The organism is Burkholderia ubonensis subsp. mesacidophila (genome assembly GCF_002097715.1).
GTDB lineage: Bacteria > Pseudomonadota > Gammaproteobacteria > Burkholderiales > Burkholderiaceae > Burkholderia > Burkholderia mesacidophila.
In genome coordinates, this window is the sequence record NZ_CP020737.1 from 2,372,774 (window position 1) to 2,393,343 (window position 20,570).

Consider the following 20,570-nt stretch of genomic DNA (forward strand, 5'->3'; position numbering starts at 1 on the left):
CAATTGTCAGCAAGACGACCTGCGTTGCACGCGATACCGGCGCGCGTCGCGAAACGGGAGCGTGTTCACCCCCGATCTCCGGATCGGACCCGCACGACAAATCCAAACCACATGTCAATACATTTGATTGGAATAACCTAATTCAATTTTCATGCAGTCGATTGGCTGCCGTCGGCCGATAAGCGACGAAATGAATTGCGCGCCCATTCGCTCAGCCGTCATTCGATTTTAATTAAATAATCGTAATGCGGGCGACGCCTCGCACCATCGCAGATCAACCGGCGTCCGCTTTCGGAGCATGCCGGCTCGAGCGTGGTGCCATCGCCCAACAAGAGTGCGTGCAAGCCATCCAGCAAGGCGCTTTCCGCATCGGCCCGCGCGTCGACCAGGCGCCATTGCCGAAAGCAGCCAGCTGCAATCATCCTCAAGGATGATGACGCCCCTTGTTTCATCACTTAAATTCACCTCCAGCAATCGACAACAAAAGATCAATAAAAGCAGGATACCTGCGCCATATTAGAAATTTGCATTTCGTTTCGTTTTCCCAACTTTTTAAACGAGGCATAGAAATGAACGACATCATCATCACCGACGTGACCCTGCGGGATGGCGGCTATCGGAACAACTTCAATTTCACGACCGACTTCGCCGTCGAGACGACGCGCAGGCTCGCGCAGGCGGGCGTCCCGTACGTCGAGATCGGGTATCGGAAAGGGTCGTTCGTGCGCAAGAGCGAACACGGGCTCACCAGCGCGGTCGACGAAAGCTATATCGACGCGCTCGTCGACGCCGCAGACGGAAAAACGAATCTCTGCGTGATGGTGCACCCGCGGAACATCGACGACAGCGACCTGGCGATGCTCGCGGATCGCGGCGTCGCGATGGTGCGCGTCTGCCTGCGCCGAGATCAGCTGGACGACGGTGTCGCCACGATCGCGAGCGTGAAGCGGCACGGGCTGAAGGTCAGCGCGAACGTCACGCACGTGACGACGATGCCGCTCGCCGCCATCACCGAAATGTCGGTGCGCGCCGAGGATGCGGGCGCGGATATCGTCGTCTATGCCGACTCGAACGGCAACATGATCCCGTCGGACACGGAGCGGCTGATCAGCAAGCTCGCGAGCCGCGTCGCGGTGCCGCTCGGCTTCCATGCGCACAACAACCTGTCGCTCGCGCTGTCGAACGCCCTCGCCGCGGTCGACGCCGGCGCCGAGTACATCGACGCGTCGCTGTGCGGCATGGGCAAGGGCGCCGGCAACCTGCACCTGAGCATGATCGCCGCGTACCTCGACCGGCTCGACGCGCCGACCCGCTACGACCTCGTCAAGGTGCTCGAACTGTCGTCGTACGCCGCGCAGCACGTCACCGAGAGCAGCCAGCCCGCACCGCTCGTCGACATCATGCTCGGCGCGTACAACATCTCGTTCGACGCGAAGCAGAAGATCGCGGCGACGATCGCCGACAACTCCGAATCCGAGTGGTTCCGGACGCTGCGGCGCGTGCGCGACCAGCGCAAGGCCGGCGAAGCCGACACCGCGCAGCAACACGTGGCGCCCGCACGCCGCCAGACCGAAGCGCGCGTAGGAGCACTCTGAATGAATGCGCGCAACAACATCGAACCGGGCCGGCCGCAGTCGCCGCTGCGCATCTGCGTGCTGCCGGGCGACGGCATCGGCGTCGAGGTCACGCACGCCGCGCTGCCGGTGCTCGACGCGCTCGGCATTCCGAGCCAACTGAGCCTCGGCGAAATCGGCTGGGAATGCTGGCGCGCCGGCGGCGACCCGATTCCCGACGCGACCTGGGACAAGATCGCCGCGAGCGACGCAACGCTGCTCGGCGCCATCACCAGCAAGCCGATGCGCGAGGCCGAAGGCGAACTCGCGGCCGAGCTGCGCGGCACGGGGTTGCAGTACGTATCGCCCGTCATCCAGCTGCGGCAGAAACTCAGTCTCTTCGCGAACGTGCGGCCGATCGTCGACGTGCTGGGCCCGGACCGCTACCGGTTCGCGGTCATTCGCGAGAACACCGAGGGCCTGTATGCCGGGCTGGATTTCCCGGCGATTCCCGCGGAATTCGAGCCGGTGCTGGCGCGGCACGAAAAGGCCGGTGCGCCGTGGAAGCACGTCGCGGCGGCGGACGCCACGATGGCCGTGCGGCTGCAGACCCGCGACGGCCTCACCCGCCTGTTCCGCTTCGCGTTCGACTACGCGCGGCGACACGGCTTCGACAAGGTGACGCTCGCCGACAAGCCCAACGTGCTGCGCCATAGCGGCGCGTTCGCGCGGGACATCATCGAAGCGGTCGCCGCCGACTATCCGGGGATTGCCGTCGGCATCGACAACGTCGACGCCGTCGCGCTGTGGATGGTCAGGCGTCCGGAGCGGTTCGGCGTGATCGTCGCGGAAAACATGTTCGGCGACATCCTGTCGGATCTCGGCGCAGGCGTCATGGGCGGCCTCGGGCTCGCGCCCAGCGCGAACATCGGCGAATCCGGCGCGTACTTCGAGCCGGTGCACGGCAGCGCGCCCGCGCATGCCGGGCTCGGCAAGGCCAACCCGAGCGCGATGTTCCTCACGATCGCGCTGCTGCTCGATCACTACGGCTACGCGAACGAGGCGGTTGCGATCCGCTCGGCGGTGTGCGACGTCGCGCGCTCCGATTGCCGCACCTACGACCTGGGCGGCGCGTCGACGACGCGCGAGGTCGCCGACGCGATCATCGAGCGCTGCGCGCTCGAACTGTCGTCGATCCAATCCTAGGACGCCCTTCTCTACGGGACTCACCAAGATGACCAGCACTCCACCCGTCGCGAACGACCACGCGCTCCTGGCCGCCTGCCGGAATCTCGACACCGCCTGCCTGTCGGATGCGCTCGACAGCCTGCGCATCTCGGGCGGCCTTCACGGCCTCGCGCCGCGCGTGCCGGGCGCCCGCTGCGCGGGCTTCGCGTACACGGTCCGCTACGAGCCGGTGAGCGACACCGCCGGCTTCAGGAACGCCGCGAACTACATCGACGACGTGCCCGCCGATTCGGTAGTCGTCTCGAGCAACGCGGGCCGCACCGACTGCACGGTCTGGGGCGACATCCTCACGCACGTCGCGCTCAGCCGGAACATCCGCGGGACCGTCATCGACGGCGCCGCGCGCGACATCGGCACCGTCCGGCAATTCAACTACCCGCTGTTCAGCCGCGCGGTCTTCATGCAGACCGGGAAGAACCGCGCGCAGCTTCAGGCCACCCAGGTGCCGGTCGACGTGAGCGGTGTCGTCGTGCATCCCGGCGACCTGATCGTGTGCGACGACAACGGCTGCATCGCGATCCCGAGGCAGCACGCCGAAGAAGTGATCAGGCGCGCGCTCGCGATCGAGCAGACCGAATCGCGCATCATCGCCGCGGTCACCGAAGGCGCGAGCCTCGCCGACGCCCGCCGCCTGCATCGCTACGACCAGCCGTGGCTGCCGGCCACCGGCGCGAACGCGAGCTGACCCGACGCCTGGTGCCGATACGCATGAACTTCGCTCTCCCGGTATTCGCCTTTTCGAGGATCAATCCATGACTGCCATCACTTCGCCAATCACCCGCCTGTTCGGCATCCGCCATCCCGTCGTGCTCGCCCCGATGGGCGGCGTGTCGGGCGGCCGCCTGGCCGGCGCCGTCTCCCGCGCCGGCGGCCTCGGCCTCGTCGGCGCGAGCTACGGCGACCCGGACTGGATGCGCGCCGAGCTCGGCCTGATGTCGGACGTCGACGCGCCCTGGGGCGTCGGGCTCGTGATGTTCACGGTCGAGAAGAACATGCAGCTGCTCGACCTCGCGCTCTCGTATCGCCCGAAGGTCGTCGCGCTGTCGTTCGGCAATCCGAACCTGTTCGTCGGCAGGATCAAGGCGCAAGGCGCACTCGCCGTCGTCCAGGTGCACGATGTCGACCAGGCGCTGCTCGCCGTCGACGCGGGCGCGGACGCACTGATCGTGCAAGGCGCCGAAGCGGGCGGCCACAACCTGCGACGCGCGCTCTTTCCGCTGCTTCCCGCGGTGCGCGACGCGGTCGGCGACGCGTACCCGCTGATCGCCGCCGGCGGCATCGCGGACGGGCGCGGCGCGGCCGCCGCCCTCGCGCTCGGCGCGAACGCCGTGATGCTCGGCACGCGCTTCGTCGCGACCGACGAGTCGCTGGCGACCCCGAAAATGCGGCAGCGCCTCATCGACTCGACCGAAAAGGACACCGTGCGCACGCGCGCGTTCGATCTCGTCCGCGGGATCGAATGGCCGGCCCAGTATTCGGGCCGCGCGCTCGCGAACGACTTCTCCGCACAGTGGGTCGGGCGCGAACACGAGCTCAAGAACGCGCCCGACGCCGTGCGCGAAGCCTATGTGCAGGCGATTCGCGACGACGACGTCGGCACGCGTGCGATCTGGGCGGGCGAGGTGTCGGATCTCGTGCGCGAGGTCAGCCCGGCGGCCGACGTCGTGCGAAGCATCGCGCACGATGCGGCCCGTCACCTGACGCAGCTCGGCGAAGCGTTTCAGCCCGAGGTCGCCTGACCTCTCGCCCATGCACGCCGGCCGCTCGCACCACCGCGCCGGCTCAAACCGCCAACCGCCAGATGAAACCCATCGAACCTGTCCATGTGCGTTACGGCGACGGCCCGCTGCAGGCGGCCGTCCTGTCCCCGGTCCTCCCGGCCTGGGACGAAGGGCGCTTCTTCGAGCCGCTCGTGCGGCCACTCGTCGACGCCGGCTATCGCGTGACGATCTACGACACGTTGTCCTTGCTGTCCGAACAACCTGAACGCCTCGACGCCTTCGCCGCGCGCTGGTCCGCCCTCCTCGCCGCATCGGGGCGCATCGACCTGCTCGCGGGCGGCGCGCTGGGGGGCGCCGTCGTGCAGGCGATGCTCGGCGCACCGTGGGTCGCTGACGTGCCGAAGGTCCTGCTGATCTCCGCGCCGAGCCTCGCCGACGAGACGCTCAACACGCGGCTCGGCGCCCTCGCCGAGCTCGGCCGCCGCGGCGACGTCGCGCACGCGCTGACGATGCTCGACAGCCTCGTCGCCCCGGAAGGCGCCGCCGCTTCGCCCGTCCCCGCCGCGCCGCCCGCGCCCGGCTCGCGCGCCGCGGAAGCCGCACGCCTCGCCCGCGGTTTCGCGTTGCTCCACGACATCGACGTCAGGGCGGCCGTGGACCGCTACGCCGGCCGCCTGCTGAACGTCTACGGCGAGCGCTCGCAACTCGTCCGGCGCGGCAACATCCATCTGCGCGACACGCCCGCGCAGGCCGCGCTCGGCATCCCGAACGGCGGCATGCGTCCGCTGACGGACGATCTCGTCCGCGTCTGCGCGGCCGTGCGCGCGCACCTGGACATCGCCGTGCCGCAGCCGCACCTGACCTGACCGGAACCGAACATGACCGATATCACCCAGGCCACGTTCATCGACGTGCACTACCACGCGGGGCCCGACGCATACGTGCGTCGCCGTTCCGCGCTCGACGCGGGCGCGCGCTACCGCGAAGCCGGCGGCTGGGTCGTCCTGAAGAATCATCTCGGATGCACGGCCGCGCAGGCCTGGGAAGCGCAGCAGGCGGGCCTTCCCGTGTCGGCGTCGATCGTGCTCAACGAGATCGCCGGCGGCATCGACCGGCGCGCGGTCGAGCGCTCGCTCTGCCAGCACGGCGAGGGGCCCGTCCGCCTGGTCGTCCACCTACCGACCGTGACGGGCCGCAAGCATGCGAGCCGGCTCGCGCGGGAACGCAGCCACCCGATTCTGGACCGGCGCGCCATCGCGCCCTGCACCGTGTCGGACGCCGACGGCCGGCTGAAGGACAGCGTCGTCGACATCCTGCGCATGGCGCGCGACTACCCGCTCGTGATCTCGACCGGCCACGCGAACCGCGACGAGGTGTATCGCCTCGTCGACGCGGCGCTTCACCACGACGTGCCGCGGCTGATGCTCAACCAGCCCGCGAATCCGCTCACGGGGCTTCGCGCGGCCGAATTGCGCGACATCGCGAGCGCGCCGATGGTGTACGTCGAGCAGACCGCGCTCACCTACCTGCTCGGCTACCAGGACGCCGAGGATTTTCGCGCGGTGCTGGCCGACGTCCCGCGCGTCGTCTACAGCTCGGATCTCGGCCAGACGAGCCAGCCGGACATCCCGGACTGGCTGCGGACGTCGTCCGGGTGGTTCGACACATTCGGGCTGTCCCGCGAGCGCATCGACGCCATCACCCGCGTCAATCCGCTCGCGCTGCTGACCTAGGCCCCCGTCGCCCGGTCGCCCCATCCGTTCCGTCGTATCAGCGTATTCCTCTCACATGCGTTGCCCTTTTCAAGGAGAGCTTCATGGCCAATCAGACTTACGCGTCCCGCAAGCCCAACCCGATGCTGACGAGCACCAATCAAATGAAGCTGGGCGTATTCGCGTTGAACATCGAAGGCGGCTGCACGTTCACCCGCGCGCCCGAGCGCCTGAAGGCGGACGACTGGCTCGGCAACCTGAAGGTCGCGAAGGCCGCCGACCGCGCAGGCTTCGAGGCGCTGCTGCCGGTCGGCCGGTGGCGCGGCTTCGGCGGCGACAGCAACCCGATGGGCGTGTCGTACGAAACCTATACGTGGGCCGCGGGGCTCGCGTCGGTCACCGACCAGATCGGCATCCTCACGACGTCGCACGTGTCGACCGTGCACCCGCTGTTCGCGGCCAAGCAGGCCACCACGATCGATCACATCAGCGGCGGCCGTTTCGGGCTGAACATCATCTGCGGCTGGAACAGCGCGGAGATGAAGATGTTCGACGGTACGATGCGCGAGCACGACGAGCGCTATGACCACGCGGACGAGTGGATCGAGGTCGCCCGCCGCGCATGGACCCATCAGGGCGAGTTCGACCTGAAGGGCAAGTACTTCAACATCGAGCGCGGCTTCTCGGAGCCGAAGCCGCTCAACCGGCCGTTCCTGATGAACGCCGGCGGCTCGCCGCGTGGCAAGCGGTTCTGCGCGCAGCATTGCGATGCGGCGTACCTGATCGTCAAGTACCAGGACGGCGAGGACGTCGCGCGCGCGCAGATCCAGTCGTACCGCGATCTCGCCCGCAAGGAATTCGGCCGCGACCTCCAGATCTGGTGCTATGCGTACGTGATCCAGCGCGACACGCTCGCGGAAGCCGAACGCGATCTCGACTACTACGTGAACCAGATGGGCGACGAGCTGGCCTGCACGAACGTGACGAAGGAAATCGGCATCGAAAGCGGCATGTTCAAGTCGACCGAGGACGCCGAGCGCTTCCGCTACCACATCAAGGCCGGGTTCGCCGGCGTGCCGCTCGTCGGGACGCCGGAAATGATCGTCTCGCAGTTCCAGAAGTATTCGGACTGGGGCATCGACGGCATCTGCCTCACGTGGCTCGACTATCACTCGGGCATCCAGGACTTCGTCGACGGCGTGCTGCCGCTGATGGAGGACGCAGGCCTGCGGGGCACGTATCCGCAGGCGCGCGTGCGGATCGCGTGACGGCAGTCGTCCGCTCCCGCTACAACGCACAACCCACTGCGACACTCTCATGAAGGGTCAAGCCATGCTCGATCACTCCCAGCCCGACGACGCCGTCGTCGCGAGCTTCAAGAAAGCGATGCGGCGTCTGACGTCGACGATTTCCATCATCGCGACGCACGAAGGATCCGAGCGGTTCGGGATGGTGGCGACCGCCGTCAGCTCCGTTTCGTCGGATCCGCCGGCCATCCTCGTCTGCATCAACCGGTCGGCGAGCATCTGCGAGCCGCTGCTGCGCCGGCGGCGCTTCTCGGTGAACCTGCTGCGCTCCGATCAGAGTCACCTGATTCCGGTGTTCTCCGGCAAGGTGCCGAGCCGCGAGCGCTTCGCATACGGCACGTGGGACGAGCGCCACGCGCTGCCGTTCCTCGCCGGCGCGCAAGCGAACCTGTTCTGCGACGTCGACGGCCAGTTCGCGTACGGCAGCCATGAGGTCGTCGTCGGCCGGGTTCGCGCGGCGAGCGCGGCGGACGCCGTTTCCCCGCTGTTGTGGCAGGACGGCATGCCCGCCGGCGCCTGTGCGCTGCCGGAGCTGCGCGCGCCGGCACACGGCATCCATGAAGCCGGGCTCGCGACGCCGGCGTGACGCAACCGGCGGCCGCCGATGCGACGACGGCCGCCGCTCTCATCTTTCTCAACTCGACTCGAGGTTAGCTATGGCCAATGACACGCTTTCGACGACGCCCGATTCCAACCACGCCGACGAAGTCGTGCTCGTCAACGTCGTGCACGTCTTCGACGGCAAGCAGGATGCCGCGCTCGACGTGCTGCGCGTGACCGTGAATTACGTTGCACGGACCTATCCGGACTTCCAGTGGAGCCGCCTGTACAAGAGCGTCGACGGCAAGACCGTCATCAATCAGGCGAAGTGGACGAGCAAGGCCGCCTTCGACACGCTCTTCACGGACCCGGAGTTCCTGTCGCGCTATAACGGGCTGAAGGAAACCGGAACCTGGGAATATCACCTTTATCAGGTGACCGATCTGATCACGCCGGAGTCGGCCGCTGCGGCTGTCAGCGCCTGAGCGCGCCGCGTTTTCGCCGTCCGTACCGGGCGGTCCGCCGCAAGCGGACCGCCCGCTTTCGTTGCGGGCCTACGTTGCGTGACAGAGCCGCATGTCGTGCTGCGGCAGCGCCGCGAGCGTCCGGATCAGTTCGCTCTGGCTGCTGATCCCGAGCTTCGCATAGATCTGGGCGCGCTGGGTCCGAACCGTATTGACCGACACGTGCCGGCTTTCAGCAACGCGCGACACCTCCGCCCCCGTGCCCAGCGCGATCGCGATGTCGACTTCGCAGGGCGTCAGTTCGTAAAGCTCCTGCAACGCGTGCAGGTTGTTCTTCGGCCGCTCCAGATCGTTGATGATGATCATCGTGTACGGCGGGCTTCGGGACGCGTCCGGCCGCGCATGCTCGACCGGCACGCTCCACGCGATATACGGGCGCTTGCCGGACGGGCGGGGGATCAGCACCGTTTTCGCGCTGTCGCCGCAAGACCGGAATACGCTGCGACGCAGCGTATCGGCGAGGCTGCGATCGCTGTCGGCGTCGACGCAACGCAAGCGGCGCTGCGCGATCGTGACGCCGTCGGACGCCGTGCAGATCCGGTCCGCTTCGTGGTTCGTGCGGATCACTTCGCCGGTGGATGCCAGCAGCACCGCGCCGTAGGACAGCCGGCCAAGCGCAAGCAGCGCGGTCTCGTTCACGCCGGCGATATCCTCGAACCGCGCCTTCAATTCGTGAGCGCGGCGGATATGCGGCAGCAACAGCGAAAGCAGCTGCATATCGCCCTGCGAAAACGGCTCGCTGCGCACGCGCGACTTGAAACCGATCGCGCCGACGAAGGCATCGTTCCGGGAAAACACCGCAAGCAGCAGTTGTCCGCTCTCCGGTCCGCCCGTCGAGCCGACGAGCCACGGCAAGCCTTGCCCGTCGGCCCCCTCCTTCACGTCGATCCTGACGACCTCGCCTTGCGGATCGACATACTCGAGCGGCTGGCAACCCTGCCCGCGGCTCAATTTTTCCGTCAGTGTCCTAAACGTGTCGTCGGGCACCCCGTAGATGATCTCGATCGGCTGGCAGCCGCTTCCCGGCAGCGGGACGTAGAGCAATGAACCGGACTCGGCCTGCAGCTTCCGGCACAACGCGGCGAGCGCGATGTGCCAGAGGGAGGCATCGTGAGCCGTATCGTATATCTTCGACAGAAGATCATCGAGAATCTCAACCTTCATTATCAATGCCCCTAAGGCGTTCGACGCCTTTGATATTCGTTTGGATAGTCAGGCACTCTCATGAAACGGCGCGCACCAGGACAACATTCGGACAATCACTCATCGCCTCGGTCGCTGCATTCCTGTAACGTGCTCATCACACCGGCACACATTAAATTAGGAACACAAAAGAAACTGCCGAAAGCCATCCCCACAATCATGCTGCGCTGCCGCGATCATAATACATACAAATCAACAAAATTGCGTCCATTTCAGTCCATTGTTAACAGAGTAAATATCCACAATCCGTCGATTCATATCCCGATTCGAATATATCGATTCGCGCGCCGCCGATAACGCGAAACCAGGCATTTCCGGAAATGAATCCGGTGATGCGCCGGCGGCAATCCACGCGCTCCGCCACCGCCACCACCCAACCCCCAATCGCCCCGCCGGAGGCGGCTTCCCGCGCGATTGCGGACACCCGCGTCGTCAAACCACGGAACTAGAGACTATTTTTCTTTCTTCCGTCCCGACATACCATCCACGCATCGAATCGAGTCCTTGAATTATTCGAAGCCTGCGGGCAACGAATGAAGGAGATTGTGTGAAAAAACTGCATCCCATATTCTTCATTGCGCTTGGCCTGTTCGGCGTCTATTCCATCGAATTCGGCGTGGTCGGCATTCTCCCCGTCATTACGCAGCGCTACGGCATCACGGCGTCGCAAGCCGGATTCCTGGTGGGTCTGTTCGCGCTCGTCGTCGCGGCGGGCGGCCCGTTCATGGTCCTGCTGATGTCGCGCTTCAATCGCAAGAAAGTCCTGATGCTTTCGCTGCTGATATTTTCGGCGAGCAGCGTGCTGTCCGCGTATGCGCCCAACTACACGGTGCTGACGATCTCGCGGATCATCCCGGCGCTGTTCCACCCCGTGTATTTCTCGCTGGCCTTCGTCGCGGCCGCGTCGCTTTATCCGAGGAACATGGCGACCCATGCTTCCGCCAAGGCGTTCGTCGGAACGAGCATGGGCATGGTGCTCGGCATTCCGATCACGACGTGGATCGCCGCGCGCGTGTCCTACGAGGCATCGTTCCTGTTCAGTACCGCGGTCAACTTCATCGCCGCGCTCGGCATCCTCGCGAGACTGCCCGATGCCGCCGCGACCGAACGCATTTCATACGGCAAGCAGCTCGCGATCCTGCGCAAGGTCCCGCTGTGGCTCAACATCGCCGCGTCGACCGCGATATTCGGCGCGATGTTTTCGGTGTACAGCTACTCCGCCGAATACCTGCGCGTCGAAGCCCACATGAGCGGCGAGCTCATCAGCGTCGTGCTGGTGATATTCGGGATCGGCGGCGTGACCGGCAACCTGCTCGCCGGCAAGCTGCTCGCGAAGGACAAGGTGCGAACGACGGTGCTGCATCCGCTGGCACTGAGCGCCGCGTACCTGATTCTTCACTTCTTCTGTACGTCGTCGCTGCCGCCGATGATCGTGATCGCGCTGCTCTGGGGCGCGATCCATACGAGCGGCCTGATCGTCACGCAGATCTGGCTGACGTCGGAAGCCCCGGAAGCGCCGGAGTTCGCGACCGGCGTGTACATCTCGTTCATCAACCTCGGCGTCGTGTTCGGCTCGACCGCCGGCGGATGGTTCCTCTCCAGATTCGGGATCCAGGGAACCATCTGGAGCGGCCTGCTGTTCGCCGCCGTCGCGCTGGCTTTCATCGGCATCAAGGTCCTCTACTACGGCGACGCGCCGCGGGAGGGCGCCCTGTCCGCCGCGCGCTGACGTCAACATGCGTTCAGAGGTTGCCATCGTGAATCCGGCCGGCGATCCACCGCTCGCTCGTGCGTTCGCCGCGCGAGCGCGCCTACCGCGACGGCGCGAGCTGCTGCAGCGCGGGCCGGTCCGCGGCCAGGGTCTCCAGGATGCCCGGCGCCCCACGCATGTCGCTTGCCGGCGCAAACAGGTGCTCCGTCAAATGATCGATGAAGGCGCGCAGCTTCGGCGACTCGTGACGGCTCGACGGCCACAGGATCCAGAAGACATTCGGATCGCCGGCATGGTTGTCCAGCACGGTCCTGAGCGAGCCGTCAAGCAACGCATCGCGCACGGCGAAATCCGGCAGGCACGCGATGCCGTGCCCCTGCCTCGCCAGATAAACGAGCGTCGTCACGTTGTTGCAGGCCATCGTCACGGGCAGCCGGAAGTCGTACGCACTCGCGCTGCGTTCGATTGGCCATTGCTCGAGCTTGCCGGACGTCGCGAACTTGTAGTGCAGGCACGCGTGGCGCATCAGGTCGTCCGGAAGCAGCGGGACGCCATGCTGGTCGAGATAGCGCGGCGACGCCACCAGCAGCATCCGGAACGCGCACAGCTTGCGCGACATGAGCATCGAATCGCGCAACTCGCCGGTGCGGATCACGGCGTCGAAACCTTCGTCGATGATGTCGACCAGCCTGTCGCTGAAATCGAGCTCCAGCTCGATTTCCGGATAGCGCGCCATGAACGACGACAGCGTCGACAGCAGCAAGCTCTCGACGAGCGGAAGACTGACGCGCAATTTGCCGCGCGGCGCCGTTCTGGCCTTGGACAATTCCCGCTCGGCGTTTTCGATTTCGCCCAGGATGCGCCGGCAGTGCCCGAGAAACAGCGAGCCCTCCGGCGTCAGGTGAATGCTGCGGGTATTCCGATAGAAAAGCCGCACGCCAAGCCTTTCCTCCAGACGCGAAATGCTTTTTCCGACCGCCGACGCCGATATTCCGAGAGACCGGCCGGTTGCAACGAAACTGCGTGTCTCCGCTGCCTGTACAAAAACAGTAACGCCGTTTAGCTTGTCCAATACGACTCCCTAATTTGCGCGTGTTCAATGTGGGCTCTCGTTCGATATTTTAAGATAGTTGCGGCGTTTTCATTGGGCAAAATCCTCGGCAAAGGACAATGCACGGCGATACCGGTCCGCTCTCGGGCTGACATAGCGCGCGAGCGGCGATCATCTGTGATCGCAGCGGTCGCGACGCTGCGCGCGATGAAATGGCGGCGGCGATCGGTGCGTTACGGGGAGGATGTGAGCGCGGAATGTCCGGACGTGGCAATGGCCGGTCACGCGCGGATTGCCGCGTCCGACCTCGATACCGGGCGCCAGATGCGGTCGGCCTGGCGCTGATGCGCGCCTGACATCGGCGCGCGTTTTCCAGTCGGCGGATGGACCGCTCAGACCAAGGCCGGCGACCAGGTCTCGTACATCAACCCGTAAGCGGCCCCGCGCCGCTCGATGCGGGCACACGCAGGCAGGTTGAAGTGCATGCCGCTGACGAGCAGGTCGTCCGAGCTCACACGATCGAGCAGACGACGTCGCGCCACGGCCGCTTCGTCGGGCGCATGATCGAACGCGATCGTCACTTCCGGACGCTCGATTTGTACGTGAGGAAAATGAACGACATCTCCCCACACCAGGAGCGCCTGCCCGCTGTCCGAAATCAGGTATCCGGTGTGCCCCGGCGTATGTCCCGGCAACGGAACGGCCTGAATGCCGGCCAGTACGTCTTCCGAGTCAAAGGCCACCAATTGCTGCCGATACGCTTGAAAGACGTTCTGCGCAATATCAAAGAACGGTCGAATTTCCTCGGGCGACTGCGGCCGATTGGCATCGTCGTTCCAGAAATCGAACTCGGCGCGATGAATCAGCAGCCGTTCGACGTTCCGGAACAGCGGTGTGGCCAGCGGGCCGGCGAGGCCGCCCACGTGATCGGGATGGGCATGCGTCAGCAGAATCGTATCGATATCGAGCGGGTCGATGCCGGCGGCGGCGAGCGCAACCGGCAGCCTCCCGCCCCAGCCGTTATACCCGCCGCCGCCGCCGTCGATCAGGATCGTGCGCTTCGCGTCCTGCACGACATACACGTTGATGTTCATGCGGGACACGTCGGATACGCCTCGCTTGCGCAAAATCTCGTCGGCCGACGCGCGATCGATTCCGTTCAGCAGATCGGTCGTGGCATCGAGATAACCGTCGCTGATCATCGTGACATGGAGGTCGCCGATTTTCCGACGATTCAGGCCAGGCGTTTGATAGTTGCGGGGGGACGTCATTTGAGCTTCCTTTACGCTGTTGCGCTTGTCGATATGCCGGGGCAAATCATTTCTCTTCGTGCGGTAACCCAGGGACGCACGCTTCGCTTCGACTGCGTATCGAGAAAATGCTTCGGCGACCGCTAGGCGCAGGCCGCTCGAACGTGATGCCCGACCGAGCGAGTCGAGGTCGTCGACACATGAACGGATCTGCACCGTATAGATTGAATGGATAACGCGAAATGTCGGATTGGCGCGATCGATGCGCGTCGATGCCGGGCCGCGGTTGATCGATCGGTGCGGCGAATCACGCTGGCGGGACAGCGGCGACTCCCCTGCTTCGAAGGCTCCCGATTGCCGTTGGATGGTATCTCAACGATCAAAGGGCATAAACGGCCCGACGGTATTTTCATAGACGACAGAAATGTCGCGAATCGGCGATCGATCACGCGAGCCGTTTGCTCAGCGCCGCCAAGCCCACGAACAGAAACGACGCATACATCACCAGGATGTACCACGCCGCATAGCGCAAGGGCCACCGGGGCAAGGCAGGATCGCTGAATTTCACTCGACCGATCACGACCGGTATCAGCGGAAGCAGCGCTGCCCAGCCCCATGCGCTGCGCGACGGACTTGCCCACGGCTGAAGCAGCGCGACGACGATCAGGCTCGTGAGCACCGCACAGGCCGACGCGATCCGGATGGTATTGCGCACGCCGAAGATGCGCACGTAGGTCCGTTCCCCGTCCTTGGGCCTGCGCGTGACCTTTCGGGCCAGCTCCAGGTGCAACAAGCCGATGGCCGCCGCCAGGATCACGAACGCACCGGGCCACGTCGGCGCGAGCGTGTAGATGCCCAGCAAGTCCGCATACAGGTAGACGCTCAACGCGAGCTGAATCGGATAGCTGACCGCGAGGTTCGTCAACAGCTGTCCGTCGCCTGGCCAATCGAAGCGCTTCTCGATCGCCGCCAGCAGGATCAGATAGAGCAGCTGGATCACCAGAATCAGATCCGCGATGCCGCGACCGGCATTGATCAGCAGAACGAAGGCCGCACCGCACAGGATGAGGACGATCAGGTCCGAACGATTGACCGCGCCTCGGGCGAGCGGGCGCGCCGGATTGTAGCGGCGGTCGTATTCGAGGTCGCGGATGTCGTCCAGCGCCCGGATGACCAGTTGATCGACCGCCAGCGTAGCGGCGCTGATCAACAGCCTGAGATCAGGCGTCCAGTCCGTGATCCTCCCGTCGGTCGCGGCGAGCAGCCCCGTTAATCCGAACGCGTAAATGAGCGAATAGGGAATGAAGAATCGCAACGGAAACGACTCGCCGACGAACAACCTCAAACGCGCAATCACGATGTCACCTCCTCTTGCTGCAACAGACGCACCGTGCCGGTCGCGCCGTCGAGTTCGATCCACGATCCGTCGGCGATGCGTCGCGTGGCATCGGTCACGGACACCACCGTCGGTATGCCGAGGACGCGCCCGGTAATGGCCGTATGCGAGAGCAATGTCCCCCGCTCCGCGATCAGCCCCTTGGCCGCCAGCATCAGGAAGAGCCAGCCCGGATCCGTTTCCTTCGCGACAAGGATCTGGTCGTGCACGGAGCTCGGTTCGATGGTCGCCGGATCGAGCACGACCCGCGCCCTGCCGCGCACCACGCCGCTGCTCGAAGGGATTCCCTGCAGACGGACATCCGTGGATGCCGCGGCCGCCGCGTTGCCGTGCGCGTCCTCGCGACCGCGCCGCATCGTCGACGTGCGCAGTCCGGCGCTCGAACGCCGGATCGTCGTCGGCGGGTCCGGCAATAGCGCCTGGCTCCGTCGAATCGCGGCGCGCTCCTCGGCAAGGACACGCAGTGCGCTGTCGGGAACGGTGCCGCCGGCGCTGAACGCGCCGAGCACCTCGTCGACGGACAAGTCGAAAACGTCGTCGGGCCGATCGAGCAACCCGGCGTCGGCCAGGGCCATCCCGAGCCGGATGAAGACTTCGCGAGATATCCCGAACAGTTCGCTGCGACAGAAGCGCGTGTCCTCGCGCATGCGCATGAACCAGCGCATCGCCTTCACCAGGCTGCGCAGCACGACGCGCTTGCCCCACGACCGGCAATGATCGCGGAGCTCGGATTCGGCGTCGCGCCGCGCCTGCGCCTCGATCCGGCGGCTGCTCTCCACGGTCAATTGCTGCCGGACGAACGGACGCAGTTGTCCGATCAACCTCCAGGGCTGTTGCCGTGGCGTCAGGGCCTCGAGTTTCAGGTCGCTGAGATTGCGGTCGCCGAACTCGCGCAGATGCCGGTCTGCCGCATCCGCCAGCACTTGACCGTAGCGGCCCGCCTTGAGATCGCGCCAGATCGCCGACTCCGGTGCGGGCCCGAGAAACGCACGCAGCAACTCGGGATGCGCTCGCACCTGTTCGGACAGGGCAAGGGTCGATCTCAGCGCGGCGACGGAGCGATTCTCCGTGCCGCCGCACAGCAGTCCATTCAGCAGTCCCGGGCTTGCGGACGGCGTCCATCGCTGAATCAGCGCGCGAACCCAGCCGGTCAGCGACACCAGGAAGAAACCGTTCACCAGCGTCACGCCCCATTGAGCCGCGACGATCGCCCACATCCGGCGATAGACGGCAATCAACGCCGACGCATCGAGCCCATCCAGATCGCGGTGAGCATGCACGAACGCACGCCATTGCTTTAGGAAGCGGGAAATCAGCAGCGGATGCGCGATCAGGCGCGACGCAATGCCGAGGTAGTCGCGACACGCGCCGGCCGTTCGCGACAGGACAGACGCGCGCCGCGTGGCGGGTGCGGTCGCGACGGAATCGGGCTCCACGCCGAAGAAGGAGCGTTCCCACGTCTTGCGCATCATCCAGAAGATCGGCACATGGCCGTGAAGGTGGTACCAGACGCTCATGCAGCAATAAATCCGGCCGTCGAACTGCCCGATCATGTTGCTCAGGTGGTGCGCATTCTGCTGGAGTATCCGCCGCGGGACACCCCAGCGCCGGTAGCCGTCGGTCAGGAACACGTCGTAGTAGTTCGCTGCCAGCGAAAAGGTCAATGCCGACGTGACGCCGGGGAAGCTCTCCGTGATATTGCTGTTGCTCCATATCATGTCGACCGGAGCCGACGGGCCCGGCCGCGGGTAGTCGCTCCGGTCCCGCGTTGCCAGCGCGATCGGCCGGGCCTGCAGCAGATGCATCGCGCCGTCCGCCGAGATCGTGCCTTCGATATCCTGAGGCACGCCGAAATGCTGCTCGACGCGGGCCGCCAGCCCTGCCACCGACCGCGCGGCTTCGTCGCTCAACACCGGCTGGTCGACCAGGTCCGGCGGAACGTCGAGGGCGGCGATCGCGCCGGATCGTCGATCGAGTCCCACCATCCGCTGCTTCGGGACGAGCTGCGACGCGACCGCCCCGGAATGGGGCTCGACAAAGAAATGATCGATGTCCGCCTTTTCCTGGACCACGCCCTCGCCAATGCCGTATGCCGCGGCGATCACGCACCGCTCCGACGCGTCTCGCGGGTCCCGGGTAAAGGCCACGAAGGAGCGCGCGCCGAGGATCATGGTCTGGATGCCCACCGCGACGCGCGCACCGGCCGGATCCAGTCCGCGCGTGTGCCGGTACAGCATCATCTCGACGTTGAATGCCGACGCCCAGCATTTCATGACCGACGTCACCAGGCCGCCCAGCGGCACGTACAGAAAACTGTCGGAGAGTCCGGCAAATGGATCGTCGGCCGAATCCTCGCCCGGCCCGCCGTCATCCGCGACGACACAGGCCCGAACCGCAACCAGCTTGTCGTCCGTGGCAATGCGCTCGAACACGGTCACCAGTTCGCCGGCCAGTTCGGCCGGGAAGGTCACGGCCTCCAAGCGGGCCCTGATGTCGAGCGACCATCTTTTCAGCGGTGCCAGGTCGCCGTCAGCCAGGGACGGCCTGGGCAGCCCGCCCAACACCGCACCGACCGTCGAATCGAACACCGACACCGGCACGCAATGGAATCGCGGCACCGGAAATCCCGCCGCCCGCAGTTCCGCCTGACGCGAAAACTTGAATCCGACCTCCCTGGGATCGAGACATTGCGTCTCGGGCAAGAGAATCGTCATGATGGTTTCTCCCCAGACAGTAGTAAGGTTATTCTTGAATCTGCTTCACGCCGCTCGACATATTAGTTATGCAAATCATTCGCCTGATGCGCCCTCACCCAACCCGTTCCCAACCCGACCTGATGCCACGCGTCAGCCGCTACCCGTCAGCCAGCGGCGATATCCTTGCCAGTAATCGCCGCAGCTCTCGGTCAATTTCACGGCCGGCGGCGCGCCGAGTGCCTGCCATAACCGGGTGCCGTCGTACCAGTGATCCTCCGCGAAAAGACGGGCTTGCCGTTCGCTTACGCCAGACGGCAATCTCCGGAGCGCTTCGGAAAGACTGACCGACCTTCGCGGCATCGTGAAATCGACGTGGATCGCAGCCGCCTCGACCAGGTCGCGCACGCGAACGGGCTCGGGATGCGTGCAGTGATAGACGCTCCCCTCCGCGACGCGGGCCGAATCGAGCGCAATCCCGGCCAACGCGGCGGCAACCGTGTCCACCGTCGTGCACGACAAGACGGCCTGCCCCTCTTCGATCCACGCGTCCAGCCCGCGGATCAGTCGCAAGAGCGTCGGCAAGAACCACTTGTCGCCCGCGCCCAGGATGAACATCGGCCGAAGCACGATCCCGCCGGCGGCCAGCACGCACGCCTCGGCGGCCAGCCGTGAGCGGCTGACCGCCGACACCGGAACCGGCACGATCTCGTTCTCCCGGATGCCGCGATGAACGCCGGCACCGTATACCGCGGCCGTACTGACATAAATCACTCGCCGCACGCCGGCCCGCCGCGCTTCATCGATCAATGCCCGCGTGCCCGACCGGTTGACCGCGTCGCACGCGTCGGCATCGGCGCCGACATCCGAAGCCGCATGAATCACCGTCTCGATGCCGTCGCACGCCCCCCGCAAACCGGCGGGCCGAGTCAGGTCGCCGTGAACGCAATCCATGCTGCCCGCGTCGCTAAAACCAGGCGCACGTCGATGCACCAGCACGCGCAGGCGCGACGCGTGCCCGAGCCCGATCATCCGACGGCAGACCGCCTCGCCGATGAAGCCGCTTGCCCCGGTCACCAGGATCGTCGATCTCGTCATTCCTTCACCACACGAACGGCATCAGCCGAAATCGCTCGCGAGCGTAGTCCGCGTAGCCAGCCACGTCGAACAGGATCCGTTCCTCGCACCGGATGCGCACCACGATGGACGGCAGGAGCATGGCCAGGAATGCAGTGGCGCTATAGCCATTCAGGAAGTACGCGACGAACGACGCATGCGCAATCAACATCCCCGCGTAAGCCGGATGCCTTACCCACCGATACGGGCCGGTGCGCACGATCCGGTGATCGGCAAGCGTGCGTATCTTGTGGGTATAGAATTTCCCGAGTGTGCGAATCGCGACGATCCGCAACGCGACGCCAATGAAGAACAGCACCGGCAATACCGGCATCCAGGGTCGATAGTCATCCCAGTGACTCGGCACGAAGCAGGCGCTCGCGACTGTCACCACCCTGGCGGCCCCGTAAGCCAGAACCGTACCGCGATCGCTCGACAGATTGCTTTCGACCGAGCTGCTCATCGCGGTCCGCGCCTCGCATGCGAGCCAGACCAGATACATCGCGACCAACGCAATGCCGGTCCGATGAAGGGGCGATGCATAGCGGGGCGCTTCGCCGATCGCGGCGATCAGCAATACCAGGCAACACGACAAGAATACGAGCAGCGGATACTTGCGCAAGAACCATTGCACGATGTCCCTCCTCAGGGTCGATGTTCGGTGCATTCATTCCTTCGAATCGGCACGGGCGAGGCAGGCCTTCAGGCGCCTGACCGTGCGGGCGGCCTGCTTCATTTCATACCGCGTCAGGTACGTCGTTTCGAAAACGGTGAACACGATGCGAATCCTGGCGGCGACCGAGTCGGCCTGCTTCACGAGGATCTCCACGCGAAACCGCAATCGATCGCTCTTGTCTCGGACGATCTCGTCGATCCGGTACTCGATGACGGCATCCAGCGGAAACAGGAAATGCTCGAACGACGCCTGCCATTCGTTGATCACGAAACGGTGGCGCCCGGCCGCCGCCCCGCCGAGGAAATACTGCTCGGTCACCGCGAGAAACATCTGCCGGGCAGCCTCCGTCAGAACCATCGCGGAGATATGGCAGCCGGTGACGTGATCGAGCAGCAGCTCGTTGTTGCTGTTCAATCGCAGCGCTGCCTGGTAACGTGTGTCGTCGAGGCGTTCGAGCTTCGCGAGCAAGACGTTCTGCGGGTTCCGTTTATGCGTATGCGCAATCTCGACGCAATCCGGCTCGCGCATCTCGCTCAACGCGAACGGGTCCAGGCCGATCCGCTCCAGTTCGTGGCGCAGGACGTCGAGCTCGTGGTGCTCCACCCCGAATCCGGATCGCAGCATCGGCAAGGGCTCGTGATAACGTCCCGCGCGCAATCCGGAAATGAAATCCGAAACGCTGACCATGCCGTCGTCGATCAGGCCGCTGCCCCAACAGTCGCCAACGATAAACAATGCGTCGTTCAGGCGATCGTGAAACGGTCCCTTGTCCATAGTTCCCTCGCATTATTTCGCCGCGCATCGATCCAGTTCTTTTAATGGAAGATCCGCATTGGCCGCGCGGCGGCCCAACCGGTTTCGCGCGCAAG

Annotated in this window: 20 protein-coding genes; 11 read left to right on the top strand and 9 right to left on the bottom strand. The window is 65.2% G+C overall.

The genetic code is table 11. The features are described from left to right. Nucleotides 1-218: 218 nt before the first annotated feature. On the bottom strand, nucleotides 219-455 hold the full coding sequence (locus tag B7P44_RS36285) for a hypothetical protein (protein ID WP_133118135.1): 237 nt from the start codon (nucleotides 453-455) through the stop codon (nucleotides 219-221). Nucleotides 456-569: 114 nt separating this feature from the next. On the opposite strand from B7P44_RS36285, the gene B7P44_RS11125 reads away from it, so the two are divergent. From B7P44_RS11125 to B7P44_RS11165, 9 genes are all read left to right on the top strand, one after another. Then, nucleotides 570-1,595, top strand: coding sequence for an aldolase catalytic domain-containing protein (locus tag B7P44_RS11125; protein WP_084903910.1), 1,026 nt, complete (start codon nucleotides 570-572; stop codon nucleotides 1,593-1,595). Continuing rightward, nucleotides 1,596-2,759 carry an isocitrate/isopropylmalate dehydrogenase family protein gene (locus B7P44_RS11130; RefSeq protein WP_084903913.1) on the top strand — a complete coding sequence of 388 codons (1,164 nt, stop codon included), beginning with the start codon at nucleotides 1,596-1,598 and terminating at the stop codon, nucleotides 2,757-2,759. 28 nt (nucleotides 2,760-2,787) lie between these two features. Then, complete coding sequence (locus B7P44_RS11135; protein ID WP_084903916.1) at nucleotides 2,788-3,486, top strand: RraA family protein; 699 nt, start codon at nucleotides 2,788-2,790, stop codon at nucleotides 3,484-3,486. A gap of 67 nt (nucleotides 3,487-3,553) precedes the next feature. Beyond that, entirely contained in the window at nucleotides 3,554-4,540 is a 987-nt protein-coding gene (locus B7P44_RS11140) for an NAD(P)H-dependent flavin oxidoreductase (RefSeq protein ID WP_084903918.1), read from the top strand. A 62-nt stretch (nucleotides 4,541-4,602) separates the two neighbouring features. Further along, nucleotides 4,603-5,388: a hypothetical protein gene (locus tag B7P44_RS11145; protein WP_084903920.1), complete on the top strand. Its 786-nt coding sequence runs from the start codon at nucleotides 4,603-4,605 to the stop codon at nucleotides 5,386-5,388. A gap of 12 nt (nucleotides 5,389-5,400) precedes the next feature. Continuing rightward, entirely contained in the window at nucleotides 5,401-6,255 is an 855-nt protein-coding gene (locus B7P44_RS11150) for a DUF6282 family protein (protein ID WP_084903923.1), read from the top strand. 83 nt (nucleotides 6,256-6,338) lie between these two features. Further along, nucleotides 6,339-7,502, top strand: coding sequence for an LLM class flavin-dependent oxidoreductase (locus tag B7P44_RS11155; RefSeq protein WP_084903925.1), 1,164 nt, complete (start codon nucleotides 6,339-6,341; stop codon nucleotides 7,500-7,502). A gap of 49 nt (nucleotides 7,503-7,551) precedes the next feature. Then, on the top strand, nucleotides 7,552-8,127 hold the full coding sequence (locus B7P44_RS11160) for a flavin reductase family protein (protein ID WP_231716608.1): 576 nt from the start codon (nucleotides 7,552-7,554) through the stop codon (nucleotides 8,125-8,127). A 70-nt stretch (nucleotides 8,128-8,197) separates the two neighbouring features. Next, a complete protein-coding gene (locus B7P44_RS11165; protein WP_084903931.1) occupies nucleotides 8,198-8,566 on the top strand; it encodes an antibiotic biosynthesis monooxygenase in 369 nt (122 codons plus the stop codon). 69 nt (nucleotides 8,567-8,635) lie between these two features. On the opposite strand, the gene B7P44_RS11170 is transcribed toward B7P44_RS11165, so the two are convergent. Further along, complete coding sequence (locus B7P44_RS11170) at nucleotides 8,636-9,769, bottom strand: helix-turn-helix transcriptional regulator (RefSeq protein ID WP_084903934.1); 1,134 nt, start codon at nucleotides 9,767-9,769, stop codon at nucleotides 8,636-8,638. A 586-nt stretch (nucleotides 9,770-10,355) separates the two neighbouring features. On the opposite strand from B7P44_RS11170, the gene B7P44_RS11175 reads away from it, so the two are divergent. Then, nucleotides 10,356-11,537: an MFS transporter gene (locus tag B7P44_RS11175; RefSeq protein WP_084903937.1), complete on the top strand. Its 1,182-nt coding sequence runs from the start codon at nucleotides 10,356-10,358 to the stop codon at nucleotides 11,535-11,537. A gap of 82 nt (nucleotides 11,538-11,619) precedes the next feature. Here B7P44_RS11175 and B7P44_RS11180 read toward each other — a convergent pair whose 3' ends face one another. Then, nucleotides 11,620-12,591, bottom strand: coding sequence for a LysR family transcriptional regulator (locus B7P44_RS11180; RefSeq protein ID WP_084903939.1), 972 nt, complete (start codon nucleotides 12,589-12,591; stop codon nucleotides 11,620-11,622). Between the two features lie 156 nt (nucleotides 12,592-12,747). On the opposite strand from B7P44_RS11180, the gene B7P44_RS36290 reads away from it, so the two are divergent. Next, nucleotides 12,748-12,915, top strand: coding sequence for a hypothetical protein (locus tag B7P44_RS36290; protein WP_157721058.1), 168 nt, complete (start codon nucleotides 12,748-12,750; stop codon nucleotides 12,913-12,915). A gap of 47 nt (nucleotides 12,916-12,962) precedes the next feature. On the opposite strand, the gene B7P44_RS11185 is transcribed toward B7P44_RS36290, so the two are convergent. From B7P44_RS11185 to B7P44_RS11210, 6 genes are all read right to left on the bottom strand, one after another. After that, on the bottom strand, nucleotides 12,963-13,841 hold the full coding sequence (locus B7P44_RS11185; RefSeq protein WP_084903941.1) for an MBL fold metallo-hydrolase: 879 nt from the start codon (nucleotides 13,839-13,841) through the stop codon (nucleotides 12,963-12,965). A 424-nt stretch (nucleotides 13,842-14,265) separates the two neighbouring features. Next, nucleotides 14,266-15,177: a UbiA prenyltransferase family protein gene (locus B7P44_RS11190; RefSeq protein ID WP_133118136.1), complete on the bottom strand. Its 912-nt coding sequence runs from the start codon at nucleotides 15,175-15,177 to the stop codon at nucleotides 14,266-14,268. Then, nucleotides 15,174-17,930 carry a PEP/pyruvate-binding domain-containing protein gene (locus B7P44_RS11195; RefSeq protein WP_084903946.1) on the bottom strand — a complete coding sequence of 919 codons (2,757 nt, stop codon included), beginning with the start codon at nucleotides 17,928-17,930 and terminating at the stop codon, nucleotides 15,174-15,176. Before B7P44_RS11195 ends, B7P44_RS11190 begins: the two co-directional genes overlap by 4 nt. A 132-nt stretch (nucleotides 17,931-18,062) precedes the next feature. Further along, nucleotides 18,063-19,007 carry an NAD-dependent epimerase/dehydratase family protein gene (locus B7P44_RS11200; protein ID WP_084903949.1) on the bottom strand — a complete coding sequence of 315 codons (945 nt, stop codon included), beginning with the start codon at nucleotides 19,005-19,007 and terminating at the stop codon, nucleotides 18,063-18,065. Nucleotides 19,008-19,011: 4 nt separating this feature from the next. After that, the gene (locus B7P44_RS11205) at nucleotides 19,012-19,659 is read right to left on the bottom strand and encodes a methyltransferase family protein (RefSeq protein ID WP_084906594.1); all 648 of its coding nucleotides are present in this window, start codon (nucleotides 19,657-19,659) and stop codon (nucleotides 19,012-19,014) included. Nucleotides 19,660-19,692: 33 nt separating this feature from the next. Continuing rightward, a complete protein-coding gene (locus B7P44_RS11210) occupies nucleotides 19,693-20,325 on the bottom strand; it encodes an AfsA-related hotdog domain-containing protein (protein WP_157721059.1) in 633 nt (210 codons plus the stop codon). Between the last annotated feature and the right edge of the window lie 245 nt (nucleotides 20,326-20,570).

Bases quoted from the DNA above. Each gene is read 5' to 3' on its own strand.
- B7P44_RS11125 (WP_084903910.1), top strand. From the start codon at position 570: ATGAACGACATCATCATCACCGACGTGACCCTGCGGGATGGCGGCTAT.
- B7P44_RS11130 (WP_084903913.1), top strand. From the start codon at position 1,596: ATGAATGCGCGCAACAACATCGAACCGGGCCGGCCGCAGTCGCCGCTG.
- B7P44_RS11135 (WP_084903916.1), top strand. From the start codon at position 2,788: ATGACCAGCACTCCACCCGTCGCGAACGACCACGCGCTCCTGGCCGCC.
- B7P44_RS11140 (WP_084903918.1), top strand. From the start codon at position 3,554: ATGACTGCCATCACTTCGCCAATCACCCGCCTGTTCGGCATCCGCCAT.
- B7P44_RS11145 (WP_084903920.1), top strand. From the start codon at position 4,603: ATGAAACCCATCGAACCTGTCCATGTGCGTTACGGCGACGGCCCGCTG.
- B7P44_RS11150 (WP_084903923.1), top strand. From the start codon at position 5,401: ATGACCGATATCACCCAGGCCACGTTCATCGACGTGCACTACCACGCG.
- B7P44_RS11155 (WP_084903925.1), top strand. From the start codon at position 6,339: ATGGCCAATCAGACTTACGCGTCCCGCAAGCCCAACCCGATGCTGACG.
- B7P44_RS11160 (WP_231716608.1), top strand. From the start codon at position 7,552: ATGAAGGGTCAAGCCATGCTCGATCACTCCCAGCCCGACGACGCCGTC.
- B7P44_RS11165 (WP_084903931.1), top strand. From the start codon at position 8,198: ATGGCCAATGACACGCTTTCGACGACGCCCGATTCCAACCACGCCGAC.
- B7P44_RS11170 (WP_084903934.1), bottom strand. From the start codon at position 9,769: ATGAAGGTTGAGATTCTCGATGATCTTCTGTCGAAGATATACGATACG.
- B7P44_RS11185 (WP_084903941.1), bottom strand. From the start codon at position 13,841: ATGACGTCCCCCCGCAACTATCAAACGCCTGGCCTGAATCGTCGGAAA.
- B7P44_RS11195 (WP_084903946.1), bottom strand. From the start codon at position 17,930: ATGACGATTCTCTTGCCCGAGACGCAATGTCTCGATCCCAGGGAGGTC.
- B7P44_RS11200 (WP_084903949.1), bottom strand. From the start codon at position 19,007: ATGACGAGATCGACGATCCTGGTGACCGGGGCAAGCGGCTTCATCGGC.
- B7P44_RS11210 (WP_157721059.1), bottom strand. From the start codon at position 20,325: ATGCTGCGATCCGGATTCGGGGTGGAGCACCACGAGCTCGACGTCCTG.